Here is a 22,337-nt window from a genome sequence, read left to right as displayed (position 1 = left end):
CACCAAAGTCCACACTCGGGCAGTCGACTGTCGGCGGAGGCCGTCCGATTCAGGGGTTATGCTGGGCCCCGTGCTGACCGGCGAGCGCCTCAAGGACCGGTATGAGCTAGGCCGGAACCCCTTGGCACACAAAGGAATGGGCGAGGTCTGGCCGGCCCGGGACACCCTGCTCGACCGCCAGGTCATCGTAAAGTTCGTCAGCGCCACCCTCCCTGCCCCGGAGGCCGTACGCCGGTTCCGGCGGGAGGCGCTACTGACCGCCCGCCTCGACCACCCTGGCGTACCGGCCGTCTACGACCTTGGCCACGAGGCCGGCCGTCCGTACGTCGTCTTCCAGAAGATCGACGGGCTCACGCTCGCGGACCTGGTCGCCGAGCAGAGCCCGGTTCCGTTCGGGTGGGTCGCCGCCATCGGCGCTCAGATCAGCAGCGTCCTGCTCGCCGCGCTGCGGATCGGCCTGGTACACCGCGACCTAAAGCCGAGCAACGTCATGCTGGATACCAGCGGCGCGGTGAAGGTGCTCGACTTCGGCCTGGCGGCGATACACGGCGACGACCGATACTCGCGGATCACCCAGAGCGGGCAGAGCCTGGGCACGGTGGGTTACATGGCACCCGAACAGATCCTCGGGGAGCCCACCGACCACCGCACGGACCTGTACGGCCTGGGTGCCACGCTCTTCGACCTGCTCACCGGCTGCCCGCCATTCGACGGCGTGACCACCATGACGACGGTGCGGCACCAACTGGACGGCCCCCCACCGCGCCCCGCCCGGCTACGACCGGACACCCCCGCCGCGCTCGACGACCTGGTGCACACGCTGTTGGCGATCGACCCCCGGGACCGGCCGGCTTCCGTCGCCGACGTCTATCAAGTGCTAGCACCGCTCTCCCTGGACCGGCCGCCGATTCCCGGAGTGCTCACCGACACCGCCGAGGCGGTGCAGAGCTATGCCGCCATCGTGGGACGAGTCCCGCAGCAGACTCGCCCCACGACGACGACCAGCTCCGCCCAGACCGAGCCCAACGTGGAGCCGACCGCCAGGGAAGCAGACCGGCTGCACGCTGCAGGCGAGTTCCGGGCTGCCGCGCGACTGTGGCGACGGCTCGCCGACCAGCGCGCCACACAGCACGGCGACGGCGATCCCGTCGCCTTCGATCTGCGGCTGCGGGTCGCTCGGGCGCATGTGGCGCTCGGCGAGCACGGCCGGGCGTTGCGCCAGCTCCAGACGCTGCTGGACGGCCGGGTTCGGGCCGACGACCGGGACCATCCCGAGGTGCTCGGCCTGCGGCAGGAGATCGCGCAGCTCACCGGGCAGGGGCTGGACTCCTCTCCACGCTCGCCTTCCACACTCGGCACGGATCACTGAAGGCCCGGGACAGCAACACCGCCTTCTGCTCCGGAAAGCGACCGTCCGGGTAGTGGTAGACCCGGGCACAGTTCTGCCCGCGCGTCTCGGTCGCCAGAGCACGCCCCGCCAGCCGCGAGTACATCGCGCTGTGCTTCAACCAGGCCGCCTCCTCGCCGTGCCGATCGAAGCCACGCCCGGTCGCCGCGTGCCCGAACACGTCGTGGACGGCCCGGAACATGTCGTTCTCCTCGTCGCTGAGGAAGGGATGCGGGTTGCCGGTGGCCGCGCTGGCCCACACCTTCAACCGGCGCCGCCGCACGTCGTCGACCATCGACACGGCGTCCGGGTAGGGGTCGACGTCGACGATCCGCACCGTCACCCCCAGGCCACCGAACTCGACCCGACCCACCAGGAAGGCGTACTGCCGGACCGTCTCCCGGCAGAACACGGCGTACGCGGCCCGGGCCCGCTCGTCCCGGACCGGGGCCGCCAGGTAGGCGTCCGCGATGGCGGCACCCACAACCGGGTCAAGGCGCACCCGTGCGTACGCCTGGGAGTCCATGCCGTCCGGGGCGCGGCAGCCATACCGCCGCGCGCCTCGGCGGACGTAGGGGATCGGCGGAAAGCACGACGACAGGACGGTTGATGGCGGCGGTACGAGCAAGGGTGTTCATGGTCCTCCTTCGGTTGTCGGTGCGGGTGCGGGTTCGGCCTTGCGTGCAGAGCTGGCCGGTCAGCTGGCTGCCGAGACCTCCCGCACGTCGGGCGGCGGTTGCGCAGCAGCGCCGGGGGCGTGGTGCCCTCCGCGGCGCAGCAACTCGCCGAGCACCCGGATCTCGGACACCCGACGGTCCTGGTGGAACTTGGCGAACTTCCCGATGGTCGTGCTTCGGCCACGGCGTGGCATGGGCCCTCCAAAGGCGTCAATCCAGGGGATCACCAAGGAAGATAGATCCTGTGAACCGAGTACACAAGACAGATCGCCATGCTAGCGTTCACGTGTGAGGAAAGCGCGGAGCACGGCCGCCTCCAGCGAGGCCACCCTGACCGCCAGCGACATCGCTCGGCTGGCCAACGTCGGCAGGGCGGCGGTCAGCAACTGGCGTCGCCGGTATGCCGACTTCCCGGCACCCGTGGGCGGCACCCCTGCCAGTCCGTCGTTCGACGCCGGAGAGGTGACGGACTGGCTGCGCCGACACGGCCGGCTGCATCAGCCGGGCACCGCACACTGGGCCTGGCGGCACATTGAGAGCTACCAGCCCGCCTCGCAGATCAGCGATGTGCTCGGCATCGCCGGCGCACTGCTGCTCGTCCGCACTGACCAGGCCGAACCCGGCGGCGACGACCTGCCGCCCCCGGGGCAGCTCGTCGACCACCTCCGCACCCTCGACCCCGACCTGGCGACGCTGATCGGCGACGTGCTGCCGCAACAGTGGACTCCGCAGCTCGCCACGCTCCTGCGCACGGTCGACGAACTCGGCGCGGAGCAGGGAGCAGAAGCCGCGTTCGAGCACCTGCACCACCGGTACGTGACCTCCGCCCACTCCCTGTCCGGCCTGGCCGGCACCCCGGACGCCGTCGCCGATGTGATGCTGACCCTTGCCGGCTCCGGGGCCCACGTCTTCGACTTCGCCAGCGGCACTGGGTCGATCCTGCGCATGGCCGCCGACCGGGCTTTGCGCGACGGCACCACCATCCGGTGCTACGCCCAGGAGATCAACCCGCAGTACTCCATGATCACCCTGCTGCGGCTGTGGTTCGTGCACCTGCGCGCCCGACAGGCGAGGCACGATGCGAAGCCACCCGTCGTGCACATCGGAGACAGCCTGCTCGCTGACGGCCTGCCCGATCTGCGGGCCGAGGTCGTCGTGGCCAACTTCCCCTTCGGCGTCCACGACTGGGGCCACGACCGCCTCGCCTACGACCCCCGTTGGACCTACGGCCTGCCCCCGCGAACCGAGCCCGAGCTGGCCTGGGTGCAGCACGCCATGGCCCATCTCTCACCTACGGGCACCGCCGTGGTGCTGATGCCCCCGGCTGCCGCGTCGCGCCCGGCCGGTCGCCGGGTTCGCGCGGAGCTGATCCGCCACGGGGCACTGCGCGCGGTCGTCGCCCTCCCCGCCGGCATGATGCCGCCAGCCGGCATCGGCCTGCACATCTGGGTCCTGGCCCAGCCCGACCCGCACCGGCCGCGCGCCGGAGAGTTGCTCATGGTCGACGCCACCGCCTCGGCGGACCGACCGCCCAGCGAGATCGTCGGCTCCGCGTGGGATTCCTACCGATCTAACCAGTACGCGGAGCTGCCCGGCGTCCACCGCGCCCTGCCGGTCATCGACCTGCTCGACGACCAGGTCGACCTGACACCACAACGCCACCTTCCGCAGGGCAGCGCACTGGCCACCAGCCCAGCGCAGGTCATCGCCGGCATCGCCGACTTCGGCAAGCTCCTCGACAGGCTGAAGCGCACGCTGCCCGCTGTGCAGGAAGCACCAGAAGCACCGCTACGCGAAGCACCCCAGGCCGATGTCGCCGACCTGATCCGGTCCGGCAGCATCACCGTGCAACGAGCCGTCTCCCGCAGCCGATCGACCGCTGCCACCGGCAGCACCGCCGTGCTGACCGTCGCCGACATCCTGTCCGGCGGCCCCGCGACCGGCTCGGCGGCCCGCAGGGCGGCCGACGGCTCCGGGCCAGAGGTGCTAGCCGGCGACATCCTCATCCCCGTGGTCGGCCACACCATCAGCGCCCGCGTCGCCACTCCGGACCAGGTCGGTGCCGAGATCGGGCCAGGCATCCAGTTGCTGCGCGTCGACACGACCCGCTTCGATCCGTGGTTCGTCGCCGGGGTCATCTCCCGCACGGACAACCTGCGCGTCGCCGGCCGCAGCTCCAGCACCGCAGGTGGCACACTGCGCATCGACGTACGACGCCTCGCCATCCCGGTACTGCCGCTGCACCAGCAGCAGGCGTACGGCCGCGCCTTCCGGCAGTTGGCCGAGTTCCGCAACGCCCTTGAGCAGGCGACGACGACCGGTGCCACCCTGGCCCGCGAAATCGGCGACAACCTCGTCGTGGGCACCCTCGGCATCACGTCGCCCTCATCGGCCCATCCCGCCTGAGACCGACGGAGCCCGTGGCACCCGAAGCCCCCTCCCAGCCCAGGACCCGAAAGGGATCTCACCGGTACGCTGAACCGACTGCGACCAATCGTCACACCCTTCGAACGGAAATGATCTTGCAAGGCAAAGCGAAGGGAAACGAAGCAGTTGATCTTTAGCGCCGCAGGTCAGGAAGCCCTGCTCCCCGCACACGCGGGGGTGATCCTAGGCGGGCGTACTCGCCGAGCAGGGCGCGGGGCTGCTCCCCGCGCATGCGGGGGTAATACGTGCGGGATGCGGGCGGCGAACCTGCCCGGGGCCTGTTCTCCGCGCACGTGAGGGCCCCTTCGCGGCCCCTTCCCTAGCGCTCAGCGACGAAGACACCTCGGCCGGGGCGGCCCACCAGGATGCCCCGTTTCCGCAGGGTCGCCCAGGCTCTGTTGATGGTGGACAGTGACACGTCGTACTCGTCGGCCAACACATGACCGGCCGGCAACTGGGCCCCGGGAGGCCACTCCCCCTCGTCGATGCGCCTAACGAGATCCTCCAGCAGCTCGTTCATGGTGGGCGGGATAGGCACGAGCACCCCTTGCAGTCGGTTGGCGCTGCCAGTATCGATCCATTCCCTGAGACAGGCAAAACACCTAAGCCATTTGGCAGTGCTGACATAGGTGGTGACACTGCGACTACTCTTGACATAGCCCCAAAAGCTCCGTACGGTCGCTTTCAGTGACGTGGTACCTGCGGTCGGTTGGCGCTTGCCGTGGTGGTGGCTCGTCACGTCAGCACCACTCCCCCCGTTCCGGGGCGGCCGAGCCATTCCCCCGGCCCGGCCGCCCCGGCCCCGATTGCGCCCTGCCGTCGCACGTCGAGTGAGACTGCGCCGGCAGGTCCACCCCAACCAGCGGAAGGGCACTGGAATGTCGAAGACCCCGGCCCCAAGCCGATGAGAGGGCCGAACAGCAGGTGGGTCGTGCACGTGCCGATCGTCGTGCCGGACCTGCTCCGCGCCCGGATCCTCGCCCGCACGGCGGCGCGGGTCCTGGCCCAGCTCACCCGGTGTGTCGACGTCGGGGAGGTGACCGTGTCGACCGAGGACGAGCAGCGCGTACATCATCGGGTGTTCTGTGACCGGCGGCTGGCCGGCGGCGCGCGGTGCGGCCTGCCCAGCGACCACCTCGCGCCGTGCGCGACCCGCCGCAACCAGCGGGCCTACGGGTGGCGCGGGCGGTAGGCACCCGGGGGTGTAGACCCACGACCGTTGCCCGGCGACCGTCGACTCTGCACCGTGTACGGATGACTGGTCGCGGGGAGCCACGGATCACCTCACCTGCCGTGGAAGGCGAGCCACCGCCAAAGCCGGGCCGCTGGCGTCGGCTCGCGCCGGTGCTCGCCCTGTTCGTGCTCGCCCCGTGGGCCGCCGAATGCTCGTGGGGCGGGTTCGTCGTCACCGACTATCCGCTGGTCCTGATCTTTCTGAGCCCCCTGTACGGCGGGGCCGCCCTGCTGGTCCGCGAGGCGGCCCGGCGCACCGGCGGCGGCTGGCCGGCGATGGTGCTGCTGGCCGCCGCGTTCGGGGTGGTCCAGGCCGGGCTGGTCGACCAGTCGCTGTTCAACACCGGTTTCCTCGACGACACGGAGTTCGCGGACTTCGACGCCGCCGCCGCGCAGACCCGGGTGCCGGTGCTCGGGTTCAGCGTCGGGCAGGCGTTCGACTACGTCGGCAACCATGTCGTGCTGAGCGTCTGCGCGCCGATCGCGGTCGTGGAGTCGTTCGTCTCGCCGTACCGTCGGCACCGGCCCTGGCTGCGGTGGCCCGACCTGCTGGTGGTCGGCGCGCTCTACCTGGCCGGCAGCCTGCTGATCTTCGCCGACAGCGAGGACGGCCGGAAGGGGTTCGTGCTCGCCCCGGCCCAGCTCGTCTTCGCGGTGCTGGTGGTGCTGGCGCTCGTCGCCGCCGCGCTGCTGCCGCGCCACGAACGGCGGTGAGAAGAATCGCTGGACATTCCGGGTGTGACACACAAACTGCTGCTAGCCTGGAGGTCGCAGGACGCCCTTCGGGGCTCCCGCACCCGCCTTAGGGCCCGCGTCAGCGGGCCCTTCGTGCATCCGGGGCACGGTCACGCAACCTTGGCCAGCGGGTCCCAGCACCAGCAGTGGTAGCAGCGGGAGGCGACCAGAGACCACAGGCGCTCGTTGGCCGCCACCTCCCGTGGATCGGCACCGGGCCGGTCAAGGCGCTGGTAGAGGAACGTCACCAGGTCGACGGCCTGGACGAGCCGGCTGGCGTATGACGGGGCGAAGTGCAGCGTGTCGACGATGCGCGTGAGCTTCCTCGACCGGTACCCGCCGGTCCCGGACACCCGGTACCGCGTGAGGTCGGCCCGGTGCGCCGCCTGTTCCTGCACCTCGTCGGCGATGACCAGCGCATACTCCTCCCGGCTCGCCGCATACCCGTCGACTCTCTCCAGCAGGTGTGACAGCACCACCTCGTGTGCTGGCCGGGCGGATGCGGCGTATCTCCTGGCCAGGGCTGGCCGTTTCACGCCACGGATAATGATCGTGACATCGTGAGCGCCGATCGCCTCCATGGCGGCGCGGTAGACCGCGATCCGGGCACGGGGCGGCACTCCCTTCCAGACAGACCTGGCGTGAAAGATGTCGTAGCCATGCAGCTCGGTCCCGGGCGGCACGTCATATGTCTTCGCCGCATGCTGCATTACCCGATCGAGCGCCTCGCTCAGTGGCATCGCCACCCCGTCCGGCACCAGCAGCGCCCCGATCCAGTAGAGACGCTCGGTGAACGACTCGTCGACGTACGTGAGCAGCACCAAGTGAGCGTACGACGCTCTTCCGTCGGCGAGACGGACTCAGCCGGCGCGTCAGCCGGCGGGCACCTCGGGGCCGGCGGTGAGCACGCCGGCGAGCAGGTCGCCGTGCTTGTCCACCCGCTTGAGCACCTCGGCGGCCGTGTACGGCTTCGCCGCCGGGCGCTTGCCCGCCGCGCCGGCTGCCACCTCGTCCCAGGTCAGCGGCGTCGACACGGCCGGCACGGGCTGGGCGCGCAGCGAGTACGGCGCGACCGTCGTCTTCGCCGCGTTGTTCTGGCTCCAGTCGATGAAGACCTTCCCGCCGCGCAGGTTCTTCGCCATCCTCGACACGACCAGCTTCGGGTGGGTCTCCGCCAGCTCGCGGGCGACCCGGTGGGCGTAGTCGGAGACCGTGTCCGAGGACTGGGTGCCGGCGATCGGGCAGCAGAGCTGCATGCCCTTCTTGCCCGACGTCTTCGGGTGGGAGTCGAGCCCGTCAACGGCCAGCCGGTCGCGCAGCAGCAACGCCACCTGGCTGCACTCGCGCAGCCCGGCCGGGGGGCCGGGGTCGAGGTCGACGACCAGCAGGTCGGGGTGGCTGCCGATCTTCCACTGCGGGGTGTGCAGCTCCAGGGCGGCGAGGTTGGCCAGCCAGACGAGGGTGGGCAGGTCGTCGGCGACGACGTAGTCGATGGTCTCGCGGCCCCTGGTGGAGCCGGGGGCGGGGAGGTTCTCGGTGCGTACCCAGGCGGGGGTGGCGGCGGGTGCGTTCTTCTCGAAGAAGCTCTTGTCCTCGACGCCGTTGGGGTAGCGGATGCGGGTGAGGGCCCGGTCGGCGAGGTGCGGCAGGAGCACGGGGGCGATGCGGGTGTAGTAGTCGATCACCTCGCCCTTGGTGAAGCCCGCCGCCGGGTAGAGCACCTTGTCCAGGTTGGACAGCTCCAGCGGGCGGCCCTGCACGTCGACCTTGAGCCGGTCAGCCGGCATCGTCCACCTCCTCGGGCGGCTTGTCGGGGCGCAGCCGCAGCACCCGGGGGAAGCGCAGCCGGCCGTCGGGGGTGCGCTGGCCGTACTTCACCTCCACCACGACCCTGGGGTCCACCCAGTGTGCGCCCCGGGCGTCCTCGCGGGGCACGTCGCCGGCGAACGGGGAGCTGTCGGCGCGCAGGGGTTCCAGCTCGCGCAGCAGCTCGCGTTCGAGGGCCGCGCCGATGCCGCCGCCGACGCGGCCCCGGTAGGTGAGCCGGCCGTCGGGGCGGGGCACGCCGACGAGCAGGCCGCCGATCCTGCGGGCCCCGGGCCGCCAGCCGCCGACGACGAAGTCGCCGGTGACCTCCAGCTTGACCTTGACCCAGTCGGGCGAGCGGACGCCGGGCCGGTAGGCGGAGCCGGCCCGCTTGGCCATCACCCCTTCGAGGCCGTGCTCGCCGGCCGCCTCGTAGGTGGCGGGCCCGTCGGCGAAGACGGGGGGCACGGCCCAGCGCGCGCCGCCGAGGCCGAGGCCCTCCAGCAGGTCGCGGCGGTCGCGCCAGGGCCGGCCGGTGAGGTCCGCGCCGCGCAGCCGCACCAGATCGAAGATCAGGTACGTCACGGGTACGCTCGCCGCGAGCCGGGCCGCCTTCGCCGGGTCGCGCACGTGCATCCGTTCGGCGAGCGCGGTGAAGGAGGGCTGACCGGCCCGGTCGAGCAGCACCACCTCGCCGTCGAGCAGGGCGTCGTCGACCTGCTCGGCGAGGGTGATCAACTCCGGGTACGCGGCGGTGATCTGCACGCCGGAGCGGGCGTAGAGGTGTTGCCGGCCGCCGACGATGTCGGCGAGCGCGCGTACGCCGTCCCACTTGAACTCGTACGCCCAGTCTTCACCGGCGGGCAGCGGGCCGGTCGTGGCGAGCATCGGCTTCAGCGGCGCGCCGGGCATTTCCTGACTGTAGTAGGGCAACAGAAGTCATCGCGCCCGCTTCGATCCTTTGCGATCCTGATCTGTAGCCGGGGAGAGGAGCGGGGGATGCGGGCGATCTGGAAGGGGGCCGTCTCGTTCGGGCTGGTCTCGATCGCGGTGAAGCTCTACTCGGCCACCGAGGAGAAGGACATCCGCTTCCACCAGGTGCACCGGGACGACGGGGGGCGCATCCGCTACAAGCGGACCTGTTCGGTGTGCGGTGAGGAGGTCACCTACGACGACATCGCCAAGGGCTACGACATCGGCGGCGGCGAGATGGTGATCCTCACCGACGAGGACTTCGCGGACCTGCCACTGACCACGTCGCGGGCGATCGACGTGCTGGAGTTCGTCCCGGCGGAGCAGGTCGACCCGATCCTCTACAACAAGGCGTACTTCCTGGAGCCGGAGGGCGCAGCGACGAAGCCGTACGTGCTGCTGCGCGACGCGCTGGCCGACTCGGAGCGGGTGGCGATCGTCAAGGTGGCGCTGCGCCAGCGGGAGCAGTTGGCGACCCTGCGGGTACGCGAGGGGGTGCTGCTGCTCAACACGATGCTGTGGCCGGACGAGGTGCGTACCCCCGATTTCGGTTTTCTGGGCGAGGACCTGAAGGTCCGGCCGCCGGAGCTGGCGATGGCGAGTTCGCTGATCGACTCGATGGCGGGCGAGTTCGAGCCGGAGGTCTTCACCGACGACTACCGGGCGGCGTTGCAGGAGGTCATCGACGCGAAGGTGGAGGGCCGGGAGGTCGTCGCGCCGGAGGAGGCCGAGGAGGCCCCGGCGGCGGCGGTGGACCTGATGGCGGCGCTGAAGGCGTCGGTGGAGCGGGCCCGGGCGGCGCGCGGGGAGCAGCCGGAGTCCGGCGGCGGGCCGACCCCGATCACGTCGGCCCGGTCGGCGCAGAAGGCCACGAAGGCGGCGAAGAAGGCGAAGGCCCCGGCGCGCGGGACGGCCGAGAAGAAGGCGGCGAAGAAGGCCGGCGGGAGCGGCGGCGGGACGAAGGCCGCCGAGGGTGCGCAGAAGGCGGCCCCGGGGAAGGCCACCGCGAAGACGACGGGGGCGAAGGCCGAGAAGAAGGCACCGGCGCGGAAGGCCGCCCCGAAGAAGGCGGCGCCCCGCAAGACCGCCTAGCCGGGTCGCTCCGGGACCGGCCCCGCAGTCAGCCCTGTTCGGCGAGCCGCCGCCGGTCGAGCCCTTCGATCAGCAGGTCGAGGGCGAACGCGAACTCGTCCTCGTCGTCGCAGCCGCCGAGGGCCCCGCTGTGCGAGACCGCGGCGGCGAGTTCCGCGATGTGCGGCATGGTCTCGGCCCAGGCGACGGCCTGCGCGGCGGCCGCCTCCCCGGTCGGGGCGGTGTCCGGCGAATCGTCGAACAGGTCCTGGCTGAAGCCGAGGATGCGGCTGCCGAGCAGGTGCAGGGCGTGGTGGCTCAGGCCCACCGAGCAGCCGCCGCCGCGCATGACGGCGAGCACCCGCTCGATGTGGCGCAGCACGGCCGGGGTGGGGGTGTCGCGGGCCTCCAGCACCCGGGCCGCCCAGGGGTGGCGCAGCATGGTCCGGCGGGCCCGCGTGATCAGCGCCCGCAGCTGGTCGGTCCACGGCCCGGGGCCGAGCGCGCCGGCCCCGGCGTCGACCCGGCCGTCGGCCCCGGGCCCGGGGGTCGCGACGTCGGCCGCGACGTCGGCGGCCACGGGTGCCGCCTCGACCTCGGCGGCCACGACGGCTGTCTCGATCTCGGCGGCGACGGCGTCGACCATGGCGGCGAGCAGGGTGTCCTTGTCGCGCAGGTGGTAGTAGATCGACATCGCGTCCACGCCGAGGTGCTGGGCGAGCCGCCGCATGCTCAGCCCGGCGAGGCCGTCCCGGTCGGCGAGGTCGATCGCGGCGGCGACGATCGTCTCCCGGCTGAGGCGGGCGGGGGCACGGGTCGCGGAGCGGTCGTCGGCGCGTCGGGGCATTTCCGGATCCTACTTGCCGCCCTACGACGTAGGGCGTAATCTACGCTGTAGACCTACAACGTAGAAAAGAGGTCGTCATGGGCACCTCCCCCAAACCCCCGCCGAGGTGGTTCGTCCGCAGCGCCTGGCTGGGCCACAAGGCCCTGCTCCGCCTCACCGCCGACCGGGTGGGCCTGAGCGCCCCGACGCCGGGCGGGCGGTTCGGCATGCTGCGGCTGCGCACGACCGGCCGTCGCTCGGGCCGACCGCGCGCCGTCATCGTCGGCTACATCCGCGACGGCGACCGGTTCGTCACCCTCGCCATGAACGGCTGGGACGCGGCCGACCCCGCCTGGTGGCTCAACCTCCAGGCCCACCCCCGGGCGACCGTCGACCTCGGCGGCGGGTCCCGCGAGGTGACCGCCCACCGGGCCACCGGCGCGGAGCGCGACCGGCTGTGGTCGGCGCTGCACGGCTACCAGGGCTACGGCGACCTCGACGGCCTCGCCGCCCACCGGGGCCGGGAGACCGCGATCGTCGTCCTGACCCCGGTGCCCGCATAGGCTGCCGCCCGGCGGCCGGAAGGGCGACACGAACCGACGACCGGACCAGCGACACGAACCGGCGGCCGGACCGATCAGGAATCAAGAAGCGCAGGTCAGTCGGCCGCAACTAGCGTGATCGGCATGGACATCACCATCCACACGAGCTTCCTGCCGCACACCGACCCGGAGGAGTCCCTCGCGTTCTACCGCGACGTGCTCGGCTTCGAGGTCCGCAACGACGTCGGCACCGGCACCATGCGCTGGATCACCGTCGGCCCCGCCGGCCAGCCCGGCACCAGCATCCTCCTGGCCCCGCCGGCCGTCGACCCGGGCATCACCGACGACGAGCGGCGCATGATCGCCGAGATGATGGCGAAGGGGACGTACGGCTGGATCCTGCTGGCCACGCCCGACCTGGACGGCGTCTTCGAGAAGATCCAGGCCAGCGACGCCGAGGTCGTCCAGGAGCCGACCGAGCAGCCGTACGGGGTGCGCGACTGCGCCTTCCGCGACCCCGCCGGCAACCTCGTCCGGATCCAGGAGCTGCGCTGAACGGCTCCAGGAGCTGCGCTGAACATGGCCGCAGGAGGCGAGCATCTCGCCAGGCGCATCGGGGGGTAAGGAAGGGCCCCTTGCCAGCCGTTCCCTTGGGGTGTGAGAAGGGAACCCTTCTCTACCGTATGCGTTAACAGGGGGCCCTTCCTTGCAAGGTCAGCCGCGGCCGAGCTTTTGGGTGGGGGTGATCCGCACGATCACCCGCACCTCGCCGGGCTGCCCGAACGGGTAGGTCTCCTGGCCGAGATATTTCTGCGCCATCCTGTCGATGTGCGCGTCGGCCCCCTCCTCGACGAACTCGGCGGTGCCCTTGACCCACAGGGTGCGGAAGTCGTTGGCCTTGTCCACCACGGAGACGGCCACGACCGGGTTCCGCTGGATGTTGTTGTACTTCTGCCGCCCCTTGGCGGTGTTGAACACGATGTGCTCGCCGTCCGTGTCCACCCAGACCGGCGTCACGTGCGGGCTGCCATCGGGCTCGATGGTGGCCACGTGGGCGAGCTGCGGTTCGGCCAGCAGGGCCAGGTCTTCTTCGGTGAGGATCGCCATGGTCGAAAAGCTACCCCCGTCGACGCCCGCGCGCCGGCAACCGCAGCCGCCGGACCGGTCCGGGTGGCGGCCGAGGCAGCACCGTGGGCAGCAGGGCGGGTACCGTGTGCGCTGGCCTCGGCAGCGGCCGCCGGGCCCCCCACCTCTTGATCAGGGAGTCGACGTGAGCGAGCGTGTGCAGAACCGGTCGGCGGGCCAGGGCCCGGGCAAGGCGGAGCGCCGGCTGGCCGCCCAGCTGGCGGCGAAGAAGGCCGCCGAGAAGAAGCGCCGCCTCCAGTCGATCGTCGGCGCGCTCGCCGGTGTCGCCGTCGTCGGCGTGCTGATCACCGTGTTCGTGGTGGTCAACCAGGGTAAGGACGACGCGCCGGAGGACTTCGCCTCGGCCCCGTCGGCGTCCGCGCCGGCCGAGGAGCAGCCGCCAACCGCGCCGCCCGCCCCGCAGCTTCCCGAGGGGTCGGACCCGGCGCTGGCCACCAAGCCGAAGGTCGAGGCGGGCAAGGGCGAGCTGAAGAAGCTCACCGTGAAGACGCTGATCGAGGGCAAGGGCGCGGCGGTGAAGTCTGGGCAGCAGATCACCACCAACTACGTGGGCGTGTTCTACGCCGACGGCAAGGAGTTCGACGCCTCCTGGAACAGCGGCCAGCCGGCCACCTTCCCGATCGGCGTCGGCCAGGTCATCAAGGGTTGGGACCAGGGCCTCGTCGGGGTCAAGGTGGGCAGCCGGGTGCAGCTCGACATCCCCGCCGACCTGGCGTACGGCAACGACTCCTCGGGCGGCCGGCCGGCCGGCCCGCTGCGGTTCGTCGTCGACGTGCTCGCCGCGCAGTAGCCCCCACCTGGTGCGGTAGTTCACAACAGTCTTTCTTCCCGTCGCCTACGACCAGTAGGTTCGGGGTCACCGTGGGCGGTCCCGCCTGCCGCACGGTGACCCCATCGACGCGGAGGTGCACGTGGCGGCGCTGGACGATCCGGGGCTCGCCCGGCTGATGTGGACGCACTTCGAGCCGGTGCACACCGTGACCTACTTCCATCCGCGGGCGCGGGCGGCGTTCGAGGCGGTCGGGCTGCGTGGCTTCTGGCGGGGCTACTTCGCCGGCCGGGTCGCCCCGCTGGGTGCCGTGGAGGCCGCCCCGGTGGTGGCCGCGTTCTTCAGCTTCGCCCCGCCCGTGGTGGCGCGGGCGGTGCCGGCGGTGTGGCAGCTCGTGACCCCGGCCGAGGCGCTGCGGGCCCGGCTCACCGGTGCCGTGCAGGCGCTCGCGGAGCTGGCGTACGAGCTGCCGGAGCGGCACCTCGCGGAGGCCGCCGAGCTGCTGGAGGAGGCCGCCGGCGCGGCGCGGCCGGAGGGCCGGGTGCTGGGTGCGGCCAACGCCGCCCTGCCGGCCGCCGAATACCCGCTGGCCCGGCTGTGGCAGGCCGCGACGACGCTGCGGGAGCACCGGGGCGACGGGCACATCGCGGCGCTGGTCGCCGCCGGCCTGGACCCGGTGGAGACGCTCGCCTGGCGGGTCGCCGAGGGCATGCCGGAGCTGAACCTGCTGGGCCGGGGCTGGTCGCCGCAGGAGTGGGAGGCGGCGGCCGGGCGGCTCGTCGAGCGCGGCTGGCTGACCGGGGACGGGAAGCCGACCGAGCACGGCCGGGCGGAGTTCCGGGCGGTCGAGGACGCCACCGACGTGGCCGCGCTGCACCCGTGGCAGGCCCTCGGCGCGGAGCGCACCGACCGGCTGCGGGAGCTGCTGGAGCCGTTGGCCCGGGCCGGGCACACGGTGATCCCGCCGGAGAATCCGATCCGCCTGCCGCCGCTGCCGGCCTGACACCCGGGGGTCGCGGCGCACGCCGCCGGACCTCCGCCGAGCGGCCGGTGACGGGCCACCCGCCGTCGACGAGCTGCCGGTGGCGGACCACCGGCCGCCGACGAGCTGCCGGTAGCGGACCACCCGCCGCCGACGAGCTGCCGGTAGCGGGCCGCCCCGGAGGGCGGGCTGCCGGCGGTTCGGGCAGGATGGTGCCGTGGCGGATGCGGTGGTCTTCGACCTGGACGGCGTGATCGTGGACTCCGAGCCGGTCTGGGAGGAGGTGCGCCGGGCGTACGTGGCGACGCACGGCGGCACCTGGCAGCCCGACACCCAGCGCCGGCTGATGGGGATGAGCACGGGCGAGTGGGCCCGCTACCTCAGCGGCGATCTGGGCGTCGACCGGACGGCCGAGCAGGTGGCCGTCGAGGTGGTCGACGAGATGGCCCGGCGGTACGCCGAGCGCGTACCGGTGATCGACGGGGCCGACGAGGTGGTGCGCCGGCTGGCGGCGCGGTGGCCGTTGGGGCTGGCCAGCTCCTCGCCGACGCGGCTGATCGCGGCGGCGCTGGCGGCGACGGGCCTGACGGAGGCGTTCGGCGCGACCCTGTCGACGGAGGAGACCGAGCGGGGCAAGCCGGCCCCGGACGTCTACCTGGAGGTGGCCCGGCGGCTCGGCGTCGAGCCGGCGCGCTGCGTGGCGGTGGAGGACTCCTCGAACGGGGTGCGGTCGGCCGCCGCGGCGGGGATGCGGGTGGTGGCGGTGCCGCACGGGGCGTACCCGTTGGATCCGGACGCCGAGGCGCTCGCGGCCGTGGTGCTGCCGGCGGTGGGTGACCTGACGCCGGAGGTCGTCGCCGACCTCGGCTGACTGCGGGCCGGCGGCGCGGACACGGGGCCGGGCCGGCGGATCAGGCGGATCGGCCGACCGGTCTGCCTGAATCGCGGTCTTCACCCGGCTTGCCCGCCTACCGTCGGTGGCATGAGGGCTGTGGTGTACCAGGGGCCGCACGAGGTGGCGGTGAACGAGGTCCCCGATCCGCGGATCGAGGCGCCGAACGACGTGATCGTCAGGATCACCACGACCGCGATCTGCGGCTCGGACCTGCACATGTACGAGGGCCGCACGCTGGCCGAGCCGGGCATCGTCTTCGGCCACGAGAACATGGGCGTGGTGGAGGAGGTCGGGCCCGGGGTCGTGCACATCCGCAAGGGCGACCGGGTCTCGATGCCGTTCAACGTGGCGTGCGGGTTCTGCCGCAACTGCCGGGAGGGGAAGACGGGGTTCTGCCTGACGGTGAACCCGGGCTTCGCCGGGGGCGCGTACGGCTACGTCGCGATGGGGCCGTACCGGGGCGGGCAGGCCGAGTACCTGCGGGTGCCGTTCGCCGACTTCAACTGCCTGCGGCTGCCGCCCGGCACGGAGCACGAGAACGACTTCGCGATGCTTGCCGACATCTTCCCGACCGGGTATCACGGGGTGGCGATGACCGGGCTGCGCCCCGGCGAGAACATCACCGTGATGGGCGGCGGGCCGGTGGGGCTGATGGCCGCGTACTCGGCGCTGCTGATGGGCGCGGCCGAGGTGTTCCTGGTGGACAAGGTCCCCGACCGGCTGCGGCTGGCCGAGTCGATCGGCGCGATCCCGGTCGACTTCACCGCCGGCGACCCCGTGGAGCAGATCCGCGAGCAGACCGACGGGGTCGGCACCGACCGGGGCGTGGACGCGGTGGGCTACCAGGCGTCCGGGGCGGGCGGCGAGGAGCACCCGGCGGCGGTGCTGAACAGCCTCGTGGAGGTCGTCCGGCCGACCGGGTCGCTCGGGGTGGTCGGGCTGTACCTGGCGCACGACCCGGGCGCGCCGGACGAGCGGGCGGGCCGGGGCGAACTGGTGTTCAAGGTCGGCAAGTTCTTCGAGAAGGGCCTGCGGATGGGGACGGGGCAGGCCAACGTGAAGTCGTACAACGAGTACCTGCGGAACATGATCATGGCGGGGCGGGCGAAGCCGAGCTTCGTGGTGAGCAAGGAGCTGCCGCTGGCCGACGCGCCGGAGGCGTACCAGCGCTTCGACCAGCGGGAGGCCGGCTACTCGAAGGTGGTGCTGAAGCCGGCCGCATAGGCCGGCCCGGCGCGGGCGGTGGATCCGGCCGGATGGCCACCCAGCCCCGCGCCGGGCTCAGATCGCCCGGCTCCGGCTCGTCCACGGCAGCCGCCGGCCGGCCGGATCCCCGGGGGCCGGCGGTGGTTCCGGGCGCGATGATGCTGGGCGCGGTGGCTCGGCACGCGGCGGTGCGAGGCGTCCCGCCCCCGAACTCGGCCGGTCCGCCCCCGGCACCGGCCGGTCCGCCCCGGGCGCGGCCCGGCCCGTCGGGGGCGGCGTCACGCCCGTCACCGGTTTGTCCCGCATCAGCACTCCCCTACCTCCGTGTACCTGGCTATACGGTTCCGGTGGCGGGCGGGATCGGAATGAAGCGAGATCACCCGGGTAGCGGACGGAGGTGGGCCCGCGCCGGGCCCGCCGCAGGCGAGGGTGAGGAGAGACGGCGATGCGGGCGATCGTGTACGAGAGCAACGGCGACGCCTCGGTGCTGCGCCTGGTCGACCGGCCGGTGCCGGAGCCGGGGCCCGGCGAGGTGCTCGTCCGGGTGGCCGTCTCCGGGGTGAACCCGACCGACTGGAAGGCCCGCCGGGCCACGCCCCCGCCGGCGGGCTGGCAGATCCCCGGCCAGGACGGCGCCGGGGTGGTGGAGGCCGTCGGGGCGGGGGTCGACCGGCACCTGATCGGCGAGCGGGTGTGGCTCTGGGAGGCCGCCTGGCAACGCCCGTGGGGCACCGCCGCCGAGTACACGGTGGTGCCGGTCCGGCAGGCGGTGCCCCTCGGCGACGCCTCCTTCGACGTGGGGGCGGCCCTCGGCATCCCGTTCCTCACCGCGCACCGCTGCCTCACCGCCGGGGAGACGATGCCGGGCCGGCTGCACCCCGGGGCGCTCGCCGACCACACCGTGCTGGTGCAGGGCGGGGCGGGCGCGGTCGGCAACGCGGCGATCCAGCTCGCCCGCTGGGCCGACGCCACCGTCGTCGCCACCGTCAGCAGCGCGGAGAAGGCCAACCTCGCGGCGGCGGCCGGCGCGTCGTTCGTCGTGAACTACCGGGAGCAGGACGTCGTCGAGGAGGTCCGCAGGATCGCCCCGGACGGCGTGCACACGATCGTCGAGGTGTCGGCGGCGCGCAACGCGGCGACCGACGTGCAGGTGCTGCGTGCCGGCGGGGCGGTCTGTGTCTACGCCGACGACGGCGGGGGCGAGGTGACGCTGCCGATCCGGCCGCTGATGGCCCCCAACGCCCGCTGGCAGTTCGTGCTGGTCTACACCGCCCCGGCGGCGGCCAAGGCGCAGGCCGTCGCCGACGTGTCGGCGGCCGCCGCGCAGGGCGGCATCCGGGTGGGCGCGGAGGCCGGGCTGCCGCTGCACCGTCACCCGCTGGGCGCGACGGCGGCGGCCCACGCGGCGGTGGAGAACTCGGTGGTCGGCAAGGTGCTGGTGACGACGACCGGGGAGACGGACGCCGGGTAGGGCGCGGGCGTCGACCGGGCCGGCACCGGAGTGGGGCGTTCACCGGCTGTTTTCCCCGTCGCCAGGACAGAGCCGAACAAGTTTCGCAAGAATGGAGGGGCGGGTGAACCGCCCCTGGGCGGGCGGCCCCGGCGCGGTGCGAACGCCGGGGCCGCCCTTGGGGGGAGGGAGGTCTAGGAGTACTTCCCTGCCCATTCAGGCGGCGGTGCGCCTGAAATTGTTACGGCGTCGTCAACTCCCGGACGGTCAGGCCCCCCTCGGCGTACCGGGACCGGACGACCTTCTTGTCGAACTTGCCGACGCTGGTCTTCGGCACCGCCTCGACGAACGCCCACCGTTCCGGCAGCTGCCAGCGCGCCACCGAGCCGGCCAGGAAGTCGCGCAGCTCCTCGGCGGTCACCTCGGCGCCCTCGCGGACCACCACCGTGGCCAGGGGCCGCTCGTCCCAGCGCTCGTCCGGCACGCCCACCACGCAGGCCTCCAGCACCGCCGGGTGGGCCATCAGGGCGTTCTCCAGCTCGACCGAGGAGATCCACTCGCCGCCGGACTTGATCACGTCCTTCGCCCGGTCGGTGAGGGTGAGGTAGCCGTCGGGCGACAGCGTCCCGACGTCGCCCGTGCGCAGCCAGCCGTCGCGGAACTTCTCCTCGTCCGGGGCGTCGTCGCCGACGTACCGGGCGGTCACCCACGGCCCCCGGACCTCCAGCTCCCCGACGGAGGTGCCGTCGGCGGGCAGCGGCTCGCCCAGCGGGCCCACGATCCGCGCGGCCACCCCGGCCGGGACGCGGCCCTGCGTGTAGCGGTAGCGCCAGGCGTCCTCGCCGGTCGCCCCCGCCGGCGGCCGGGCCACCGAGCCCAGCGGGGACATCTCGGTCATCCCCCACGCGTGGATCACGTCGATGTGGTGCCGCTCGTCGAACGCGTGCATGAGGGCGGGCGGGCAGGCCGAGCCGCCGACGATGACCTCCTTCAGCGAGGAGGTGTCGACGTCGTGCGCGTCGAGGTGGGCCAGCAGGTCGGTCCAGATCGTCGGCACCGCGCCGGCCAGGGTGGGCCGCTCGGCGGCGATCATCGCGGCGATGGGGGCGGCCTGGAGGAACCGGTCCGGCATGACCAGCGACGCGCCGGAGAGGAACGCCGCGTACGGCAGCCCCCAGGACATCGCGTGGAACATCGGCACGATGGCCAGCTCCCGGTCGGTCGGCCCGAGGCCGAACCCCTCCGGCATGCAGATCTGCAACGAGTGCAGGTAGATCGACCGGTGCGAGTAGGCCACGCCCTTGGGGTTGCCGGTGGTCCCGGAGGTGTAGCAGAGGGCGGCGGCGTCGCGCTCGTCGACCTCCGGCCAGTCGAAGACCTCAGGCCTGCCGGCCAGCAGGGCGTCCCAGTGGTGTACGGCGATCCGGTCGCCCGCCGCCGCCACGAGCGGGGCGGGGTCGCCCCCGCCGACGACCACCACGTGCCGCACCGTGGCCAGCTCGCCGATGACCCGGGCCAGCAGCGGGATCAGCGTCGAGTCGACGAGCACCACCCGGTCCTGCGCGTGGTTGGCGATGTAGGCGACCTGGTCGGGGAAGAGCCGCAGGTTCAGCGTGTGCAGCACCGCGCCCATGCTGGGCACCGCGAAGTAGGCCACCAGGTGCTCGTTGTTGTTCCACATGAACGTGGCGACCCGCTCGTCGCCGGTCACCCCGCACTCGTCGCGCAGCGCGTGGGCCAGCCGGGCCGCCGCCCGCCCCACCTCGGCGTACGACATGCGCCGCGGCTCGCCGCCGGTCCAGGTGACCACCTCGGCGGTGCCGTGCACCGTGGCGCCGTGCTCGAGGATCCGGGCGACCTGGAGCGGGGCGTCCATCATCGTGCTACGCATGGGTAACAAGCTAGTGTCGGCGGTCATCCGTTGGGAACCCCCGTTAGGTTGTCCGGGTGAGCATCTCCTGGGCCGACTCGTACGTGGGGCAGCTTCGCGCCCTCGCCGGTGACCGCACCCTGATGTTCGTCGGCGCTCGCGCGGTGGTCCGCGACAGCGCCGGCCGGGTGCTGCTGATCCAACGCTCCGACAACGGCCACTGGGCCATGCCGGCCGGCGCGATGGAGCTGGGCGAGTCGATCGCCGACTGCGCGGTGCGCGAGGTGCGCGAGGAGACGGGGCTGCGCGCCCTGCGGGTGGGGGCGTTCGCCCTCTACACCGGACCGGACCGGATCACCACCAACATGTTCGGCCACACCTACCAGCTCTTCACCGTCGCCTTCCGCGTCGAGGACTGGGACGGCGAGCTGGTCCGGGTCACCGACGAGACCACCGACGCCGGCTTCTTCCACCGCGACCGGTTCCCCGCCCCGCTGTCGGCCTCCGTCACCGAGACCCTCGCCGACCTGGACGTCTTCGAGCAGGCCAACCGCCTCATCCTCAAGTAGCCGCCGCCCGTGGCCGGGGCCGGCCGCCGGGGCCGGGCCGCGCGGGGCGGGGCGGGGCTCACAGCATCGTCTGGCTCTTGGCCTCCATCTCGGCGGCGGCCTCGTCGCGCGACTCCTTCGCCAGCGGCTTGCCGCCCGGGGCGGGAGCCTTCCCGCCCAGCGGGTCGGCCCCGCCCGTCGCGCCGCGCGGCCCCGCCTCGCGCAGCTTCTCGTTCGGCAGCGCCAGGGTCACCAGCACCGCCACGACGGCGATCAGCCCGGTGGTGAGGAAGACCAGGTGCAGCGACTCCACGAAGGCGGCCTGGATGGCGGCGCGGACCGGGCCGGGCAGGGCCAGGATCGTCGCCGGGTCGTTGATCGACACGTTGTTCCCGCCGCCGGCCAGCACCGCCGCCCGCTGCTGCGGCGGGAGCTGCGCGAGCGCGGCCGGCATCCGGGCGGCGAGCTGGTCGGCGAGCCGGGACGACAGCACCGCACCGAGGATCGCCACCCCGAACGAGCCGCCCAGCGACCGGAAGAACGTCGCCGAGGAGGTGCCCGCGCCGAGGTCGCGGGGGCCCACCGAGTTCTGCACGGCGAGGATCAGCGACTGCATCGACAGCCCCAGCCCGACGCCGATGACCGTCAGGTAGCCGAACGCCAGCCACAGCGACGTGTCGACGGCCAGGCGGGTGAACAGCAGCATGCCGGCGAGCAGCACCGCCGACCCGGCGACGGGGAACCACTTGTACCGGCCGATCCGGGTCATCGCCCGGCCGGTGAGGATCGAGGTGACGATGATGCCGGCCATCATCGGCAGCATGAGCAGGCCGCTGCGGGTCGGCGAGGCGCCCTTGACGATCTGGAGATACAGCGGGATGAAGATGATCGACCCGAACATCACCAGGCCGAGGACGAAACCCGCCCCGTTGGCCAGCGCGAACGTCCGGCTGCGGAACAGCCGCAGCGGCAGGATCGGCTCGGCGACCCGGGCCTCCTGGAGCAGGAAGAGCCCGCCCAGCACCGCACCGGCCGCGAACAGCCCGACGATCACGGCGGAGCCCCAGGCGTACGAGGTGCCGCCCCAGCTCAGCGCGAGCAGCAGGCAGCTCACCCCGGCGACCAGCAGCGCCGCGCCGAGCCAGTCGATCGCGTGCTCCCGCCGCTGGAACGGGATGAGCCGCATGACGTGGTAGCAGACCACGATGGCCAGGATCGCCAGCGGCACGTTCAGGTAGAAGATCCACCGCCAGTTGGCCTCGGCGAAGTAGCCGCCGACCAGCGGCCCGGCCACCGAGGCGATGCCGAACACCGCCCCGAACAGGCCCTGGTAGCGACCCCGTTCCCGGGGCGACACCACGTCCGAGATGATCGTGAAGGCGAGCGTCATCAGGCCGCCCGCGCCGAGGCCCTGCACGCCCCGGGTCACGATCAACTGGGTCATGTCCTGCGACAGCCCGGCGAGCAGCGAGCCGAGCAGGAACGTCCCGATGGAGAAGAGGAACACCGGCCGGCGGCCGTACAGGTCGGCCATCTTGCCGTACAGCGGGGTGGAGGCGGTGGAGGCGAGCAGGTACGCGGTGACCACCCACGAGTAGTGGTCGATCCCGCCCAGCTCGCCGACGATGGTGGGCAGCGCCGTGCCGACGATGGTCTGGTCCAGCGCGGCGAGCAGCATGCCCGTCATCAGGCCGAACATGAGCAGGCGCAGCTGCCGGGGGTGCAACACCGGGCTTTCTTGCGTGGTCATCCCGCCTTCTATCCCGCCCGGCGCGGATCATGCCGGCCGGGCGGG

Annotated in this window: 23 protein-coding genes; 13 read left to right on the top strand and 10 right to left on the bottom strand. The window is 72.6% G+C overall.

What is annotated here, in order from left to right; all coding sequences use genetic code 11:
• Positions 1-121 precede the first annotated feature (121 nt).
• On the top strand, positions 122-1,369 hold the full coding sequence (locus O7633_RS21655; protein ID WP_282323713.1) for a serine/threonine-protein kinase: 1,248 nt from the start codon (positions 122-124) through the stop codon (positions 1,367-1,369).
• Here the strand turns inward: O7633_RS21655 and O7633_RS21650 are convergent.
• On the bottom strand, positions 1,308-1,889 hold the full coding sequence (locus O7633_RS21650) for a hypothetical protein (RefSeq protein WP_282323712.1): 582 nt from the start codon (positions 1,887-1,889) through the stop codon (positions 1,308-1,310). The genes O7633_RS21655 and O7633_RS21650 overlap by 62 nt on opposite strands.
• A gap of 195 nt (positions 1,890-2,084) precedes the next feature.
• The gene (locus tag O7633_RS21645; protein ID WP_282323711.1) at positions 2,085-2,258 is read right to left on the bottom strand and encodes a hypothetical protein; all 174 of its coding nucleotides are present in this window, start codon (positions 2,256-2,258) and stop codon (positions 2,085-2,087) included.
• Positions 2,259-2,352: 94 nt separating this feature from the next.
• Here O7633_RS21645 and O7633_RS21640 point away from each other — a divergent pair, with 94 nt between their 5' ends.
• Positions 2,353-4,470: an N-6 DNA methylase gene (locus O7633_RS21640; RefSeq protein WP_282323710.1), complete on the top strand. Its 2,118-nt coding sequence runs from the start codon at positions 2,353-2,355 to the stop codon at positions 4,468-4,470.
• Positions 4,471-4,810: 340 nt separating this feature from the next.
• Here O7633_RS21640 and O7633_RS21635 read toward each other — a convergent pair whose 3' ends face one another.
• A complete protein-coding gene (locus tag O7633_RS21635; protein ID WP_282323709.1) occupies positions 4,811-5,029 on the bottom strand; it encodes a winged helix-turn-helix domain-containing protein in 219 nt (72 codons plus the stop codon).
• Positions 5,030-5,395: 366 nt separating this feature from the next.
• On the opposite strand from O7633_RS21635, the gene O7633_RS21630 reads away from it, so the two are divergent.
• Both O7633_RS21630 and O7633_RS21625 read left to right on the top strand, forming a co-directional pair.
• On the top strand, positions 5,396-5,683 hold the full coding sequence (locus tag O7633_RS21630) for a hypothetical protein (protein WP_282323708.1): 288 nt from the start codon (positions 5,396-5,398) through the stop codon (positions 5,681-5,683).
• Positions 5,684-5,745: 62 nt separating this feature from the next.
• A complete protein-coding gene (locus tag O7633_RS21625; RefSeq protein WP_282323707.1) occupies positions 5,746-6,438 on the top strand; it encodes a hypothetical protein in 693 nt (230 codons plus the stop codon).
• 131 nt (positions 6,439-6,569) lie between these two features.
• Here O7633_RS21625 and O7633_RS21620 read toward each other — a convergent pair whose 3' ends face one another.
• The 3 genes from O7633_RS21620 to ligD (O7633_RS21610) are packed head-to-tail and all read right to left on the bottom strand — an operon-like array spanning position 6,570 to position 9,177.
• Complete coding sequence (locus O7633_RS21620; RefSeq protein ID WP_282323706.1) at positions 6,570-7,280, bottom strand: DUF3800 domain-containing protein; 711 nt, start codon at positions 7,278-7,280, stop codon at positions 6,570-6,572.
• Positions 7,281-7,331: 51 nt separating this feature from the next.
• Positions 7,332-8,246: a non-homologous end-joining DNA ligase gene (gene ligD, locus O7633_RS21615; RefSeq protein ID WP_282323705.1), complete on the bottom strand. Its 915-nt coding sequence runs from the start codon at positions 8,244-8,246 to the stop codon at positions 7,332-7,334.
• On the bottom strand, positions 8,236-9,177 hold the full coding sequence (gene ligD, locus O7633_RS21610; protein ID WP_282323704.1) for a non-homologous end-joining DNA ligase: 942 nt from the start codon (positions 9,175-9,177) through the stop codon (positions 8,236-8,238). Before ligD (O7633_RS21610) ends, ligD (O7633_RS21615) begins: the two co-directional genes overlap by 11 nt.
• 87 nt (positions 9,178-9,264) lie before the next feature.
• Between ligD (O7633_RS21610) and O7633_RS21605 the strand changes: the two genes are divergently transcribed.
• Positions 9,265-10,329: a Ku protein gene (locus tag O7633_RS21605; RefSeq protein ID WP_282323703.1), complete on the top strand. Its 1,065-nt coding sequence runs from the start codon at positions 9,265-9,267 to the stop codon at positions 10,327-10,329.
• A 28-nt stretch (positions 10,330-10,357) separates the two neighbouring features.
• Here the strand turns inward: O7633_RS21605 and O7633_RS21600 are convergent, their stop codons facing one another.
• On the bottom strand, positions 10,358-11,155 hold the full coding sequence (locus O7633_RS21600; RefSeq protein ID WP_282323702.1) for a TetR/AcrR family transcriptional regulator: 798 nt from the start codon (positions 11,153-11,155) through the stop codon (positions 10,358-10,360).
• A gap of 77 nt (positions 11,156-11,232) precedes the next feature.
• On the opposite strand from O7633_RS21600, the gene O7633_RS21595 reads away from it, so the two are divergent.
• Positions 11,233-11,697 (top strand): nitroreductase/quinone reductase family protein, encoded by a 465-nt coding sequence (locus O7633_RS21595; RefSeq protein WP_178063032.1) that lies wholly within the window; start codon positions 11,233-11,235, stop codon positions 11,695-11,697.
• A 123-nt stretch (positions 11,698-11,820) separates the two neighbouring features.
• Positions 11,821-12,231, top strand: coding sequence for a VOC family protein (locus O7633_RS21590; RefSeq protein ID WP_282323701.1), 411 nt, complete (start codon positions 11,821-11,823; stop codon positions 12,229-12,231).
• 159 nt (positions 12,232-12,390) lie between these two features.
• On the opposite strand, the gene O7633_RS21585 is transcribed toward O7633_RS21590, so the two are convergent.
• Positions 12,391-12,783: a PPOX class F420-dependent oxidoreductase gene (locus tag O7633_RS21585; RefSeq protein WP_278131180.1), complete on the bottom strand. Its 393-nt coding sequence runs from the start codon at positions 12,781-12,783 to the stop codon at positions 12,391-12,393.
• A gap of 163 nt (positions 12,784-12,946) precedes the next feature.
• Between O7633_RS21585 and O7633_RS21580 the strand changes: the two genes are divergently transcribed.
• From O7633_RS21580 to O7633_RS21560, 5 genes are all read left to right on the top strand, one after another.
• Positions 12,947-13,612, top strand: coding sequence for an FKBP-type peptidyl-prolyl cis-trans isomerase (locus O7633_RS21580; RefSeq protein ID WP_282323700.1), 666 nt, complete (start codon positions 12,947-12,949; stop codon positions 13,610-13,612).
• 157 nt (positions 13,613-13,769) lie between these two features.
• Positions 13,770-14,594, top strand: coding sequence for a hypothetical protein (locus tag O7633_RS21575; RefSeq protein ID WP_074475390.1), 825 nt, complete (start codon positions 13,770-13,772; stop codon positions 14,592-14,594).
• Between the two features lie 196 nt (positions 14,595-14,790).
• On the top strand, positions 14,791-15,444 hold the full coding sequence (locus O7633_RS21570; protein ID WP_282323699.1) for an HAD family phosphatase: 654 nt from the start codon (positions 14,791-14,793) through the stop codon (positions 15,442-15,444).
• Positions 15,445-15,555: 111 nt separating this feature from the next.
• The gene (locus O7633_RS21565; protein ID WP_282323698.1) at positions 15,556-16,692 is read left to right on the top strand and encodes a glutathione-independent formaldehyde dehydrogenase; all 1,137 of its coding nucleotides are present in this window, start codon (positions 15,556-15,558) and stop codon (positions 16,690-16,692) included.
• A 427-nt stretch (positions 16,693-17,119) separates the two neighbouring features.
• Complete coding sequence (locus O7633_RS21560) at positions 17,120-18,145, top strand: NADPH:quinone reductase (protein WP_282323697.1); 1,026 nt, start codon at positions 17,120-17,122, stop codon at positions 18,143-18,145.
• A gap of 220 nt (positions 18,146-18,365) precedes the next feature.
• On the opposite strand, the gene O7633_RS21555 is transcribed toward O7633_RS21560, so the two are convergent.
• The gene (locus tag O7633_RS21555; RefSeq protein WP_282323696.1) at positions 18,366-20,015 is read right to left on the bottom strand and encodes a fatty acid--CoA ligase; all 1,650 of its coding nucleotides are present in this window, start codon (positions 20,013-20,015) and stop codon (positions 18,366-18,368) included.
• A 56-nt stretch (positions 20,016-20,071) separates the two neighbouring features.
• Between O7633_RS21555 and O7633_RS21550 the strand changes: the two genes are divergently transcribed.
• Complete coding sequence (locus tag O7633_RS21550) at positions 20,072-20,563, top strand: NUDIX domain-containing protein (RefSeq protein WP_074475290.1); 492 nt, start codon at positions 20,072-20,074, stop codon at positions 20,561-20,563.
• A 58-nt stretch (positions 20,564-20,621) separates the two neighbouring features.
• Here the strand turns inward: O7633_RS21550 and O7633_RS21545 are convergent, their stop codons facing one another.
• A complete protein-coding gene (locus tag O7633_RS21545) occupies positions 20,622-22,292 on the bottom strand; it encodes an MDR family MFS transporter (RefSeq protein ID WP_282323695.1) in 1,671 nt (556 codons plus the stop codon).
• Positions 22,293-22,337: the final 45 nt, after the last annotated feature.

It is taken from the genome of Micromonospora sp. WMMD712 (assembly GCF_029581295.1).
GTDB lineage: Bacteria > Actinomycetota > Actinomycetes > Mycobacteriales > Micromonosporaceae > Micromonospora > Micromonospora carbonacea.
This window is presented reverse-complemented; position numbering and strand designations above follow the sequence as displayed.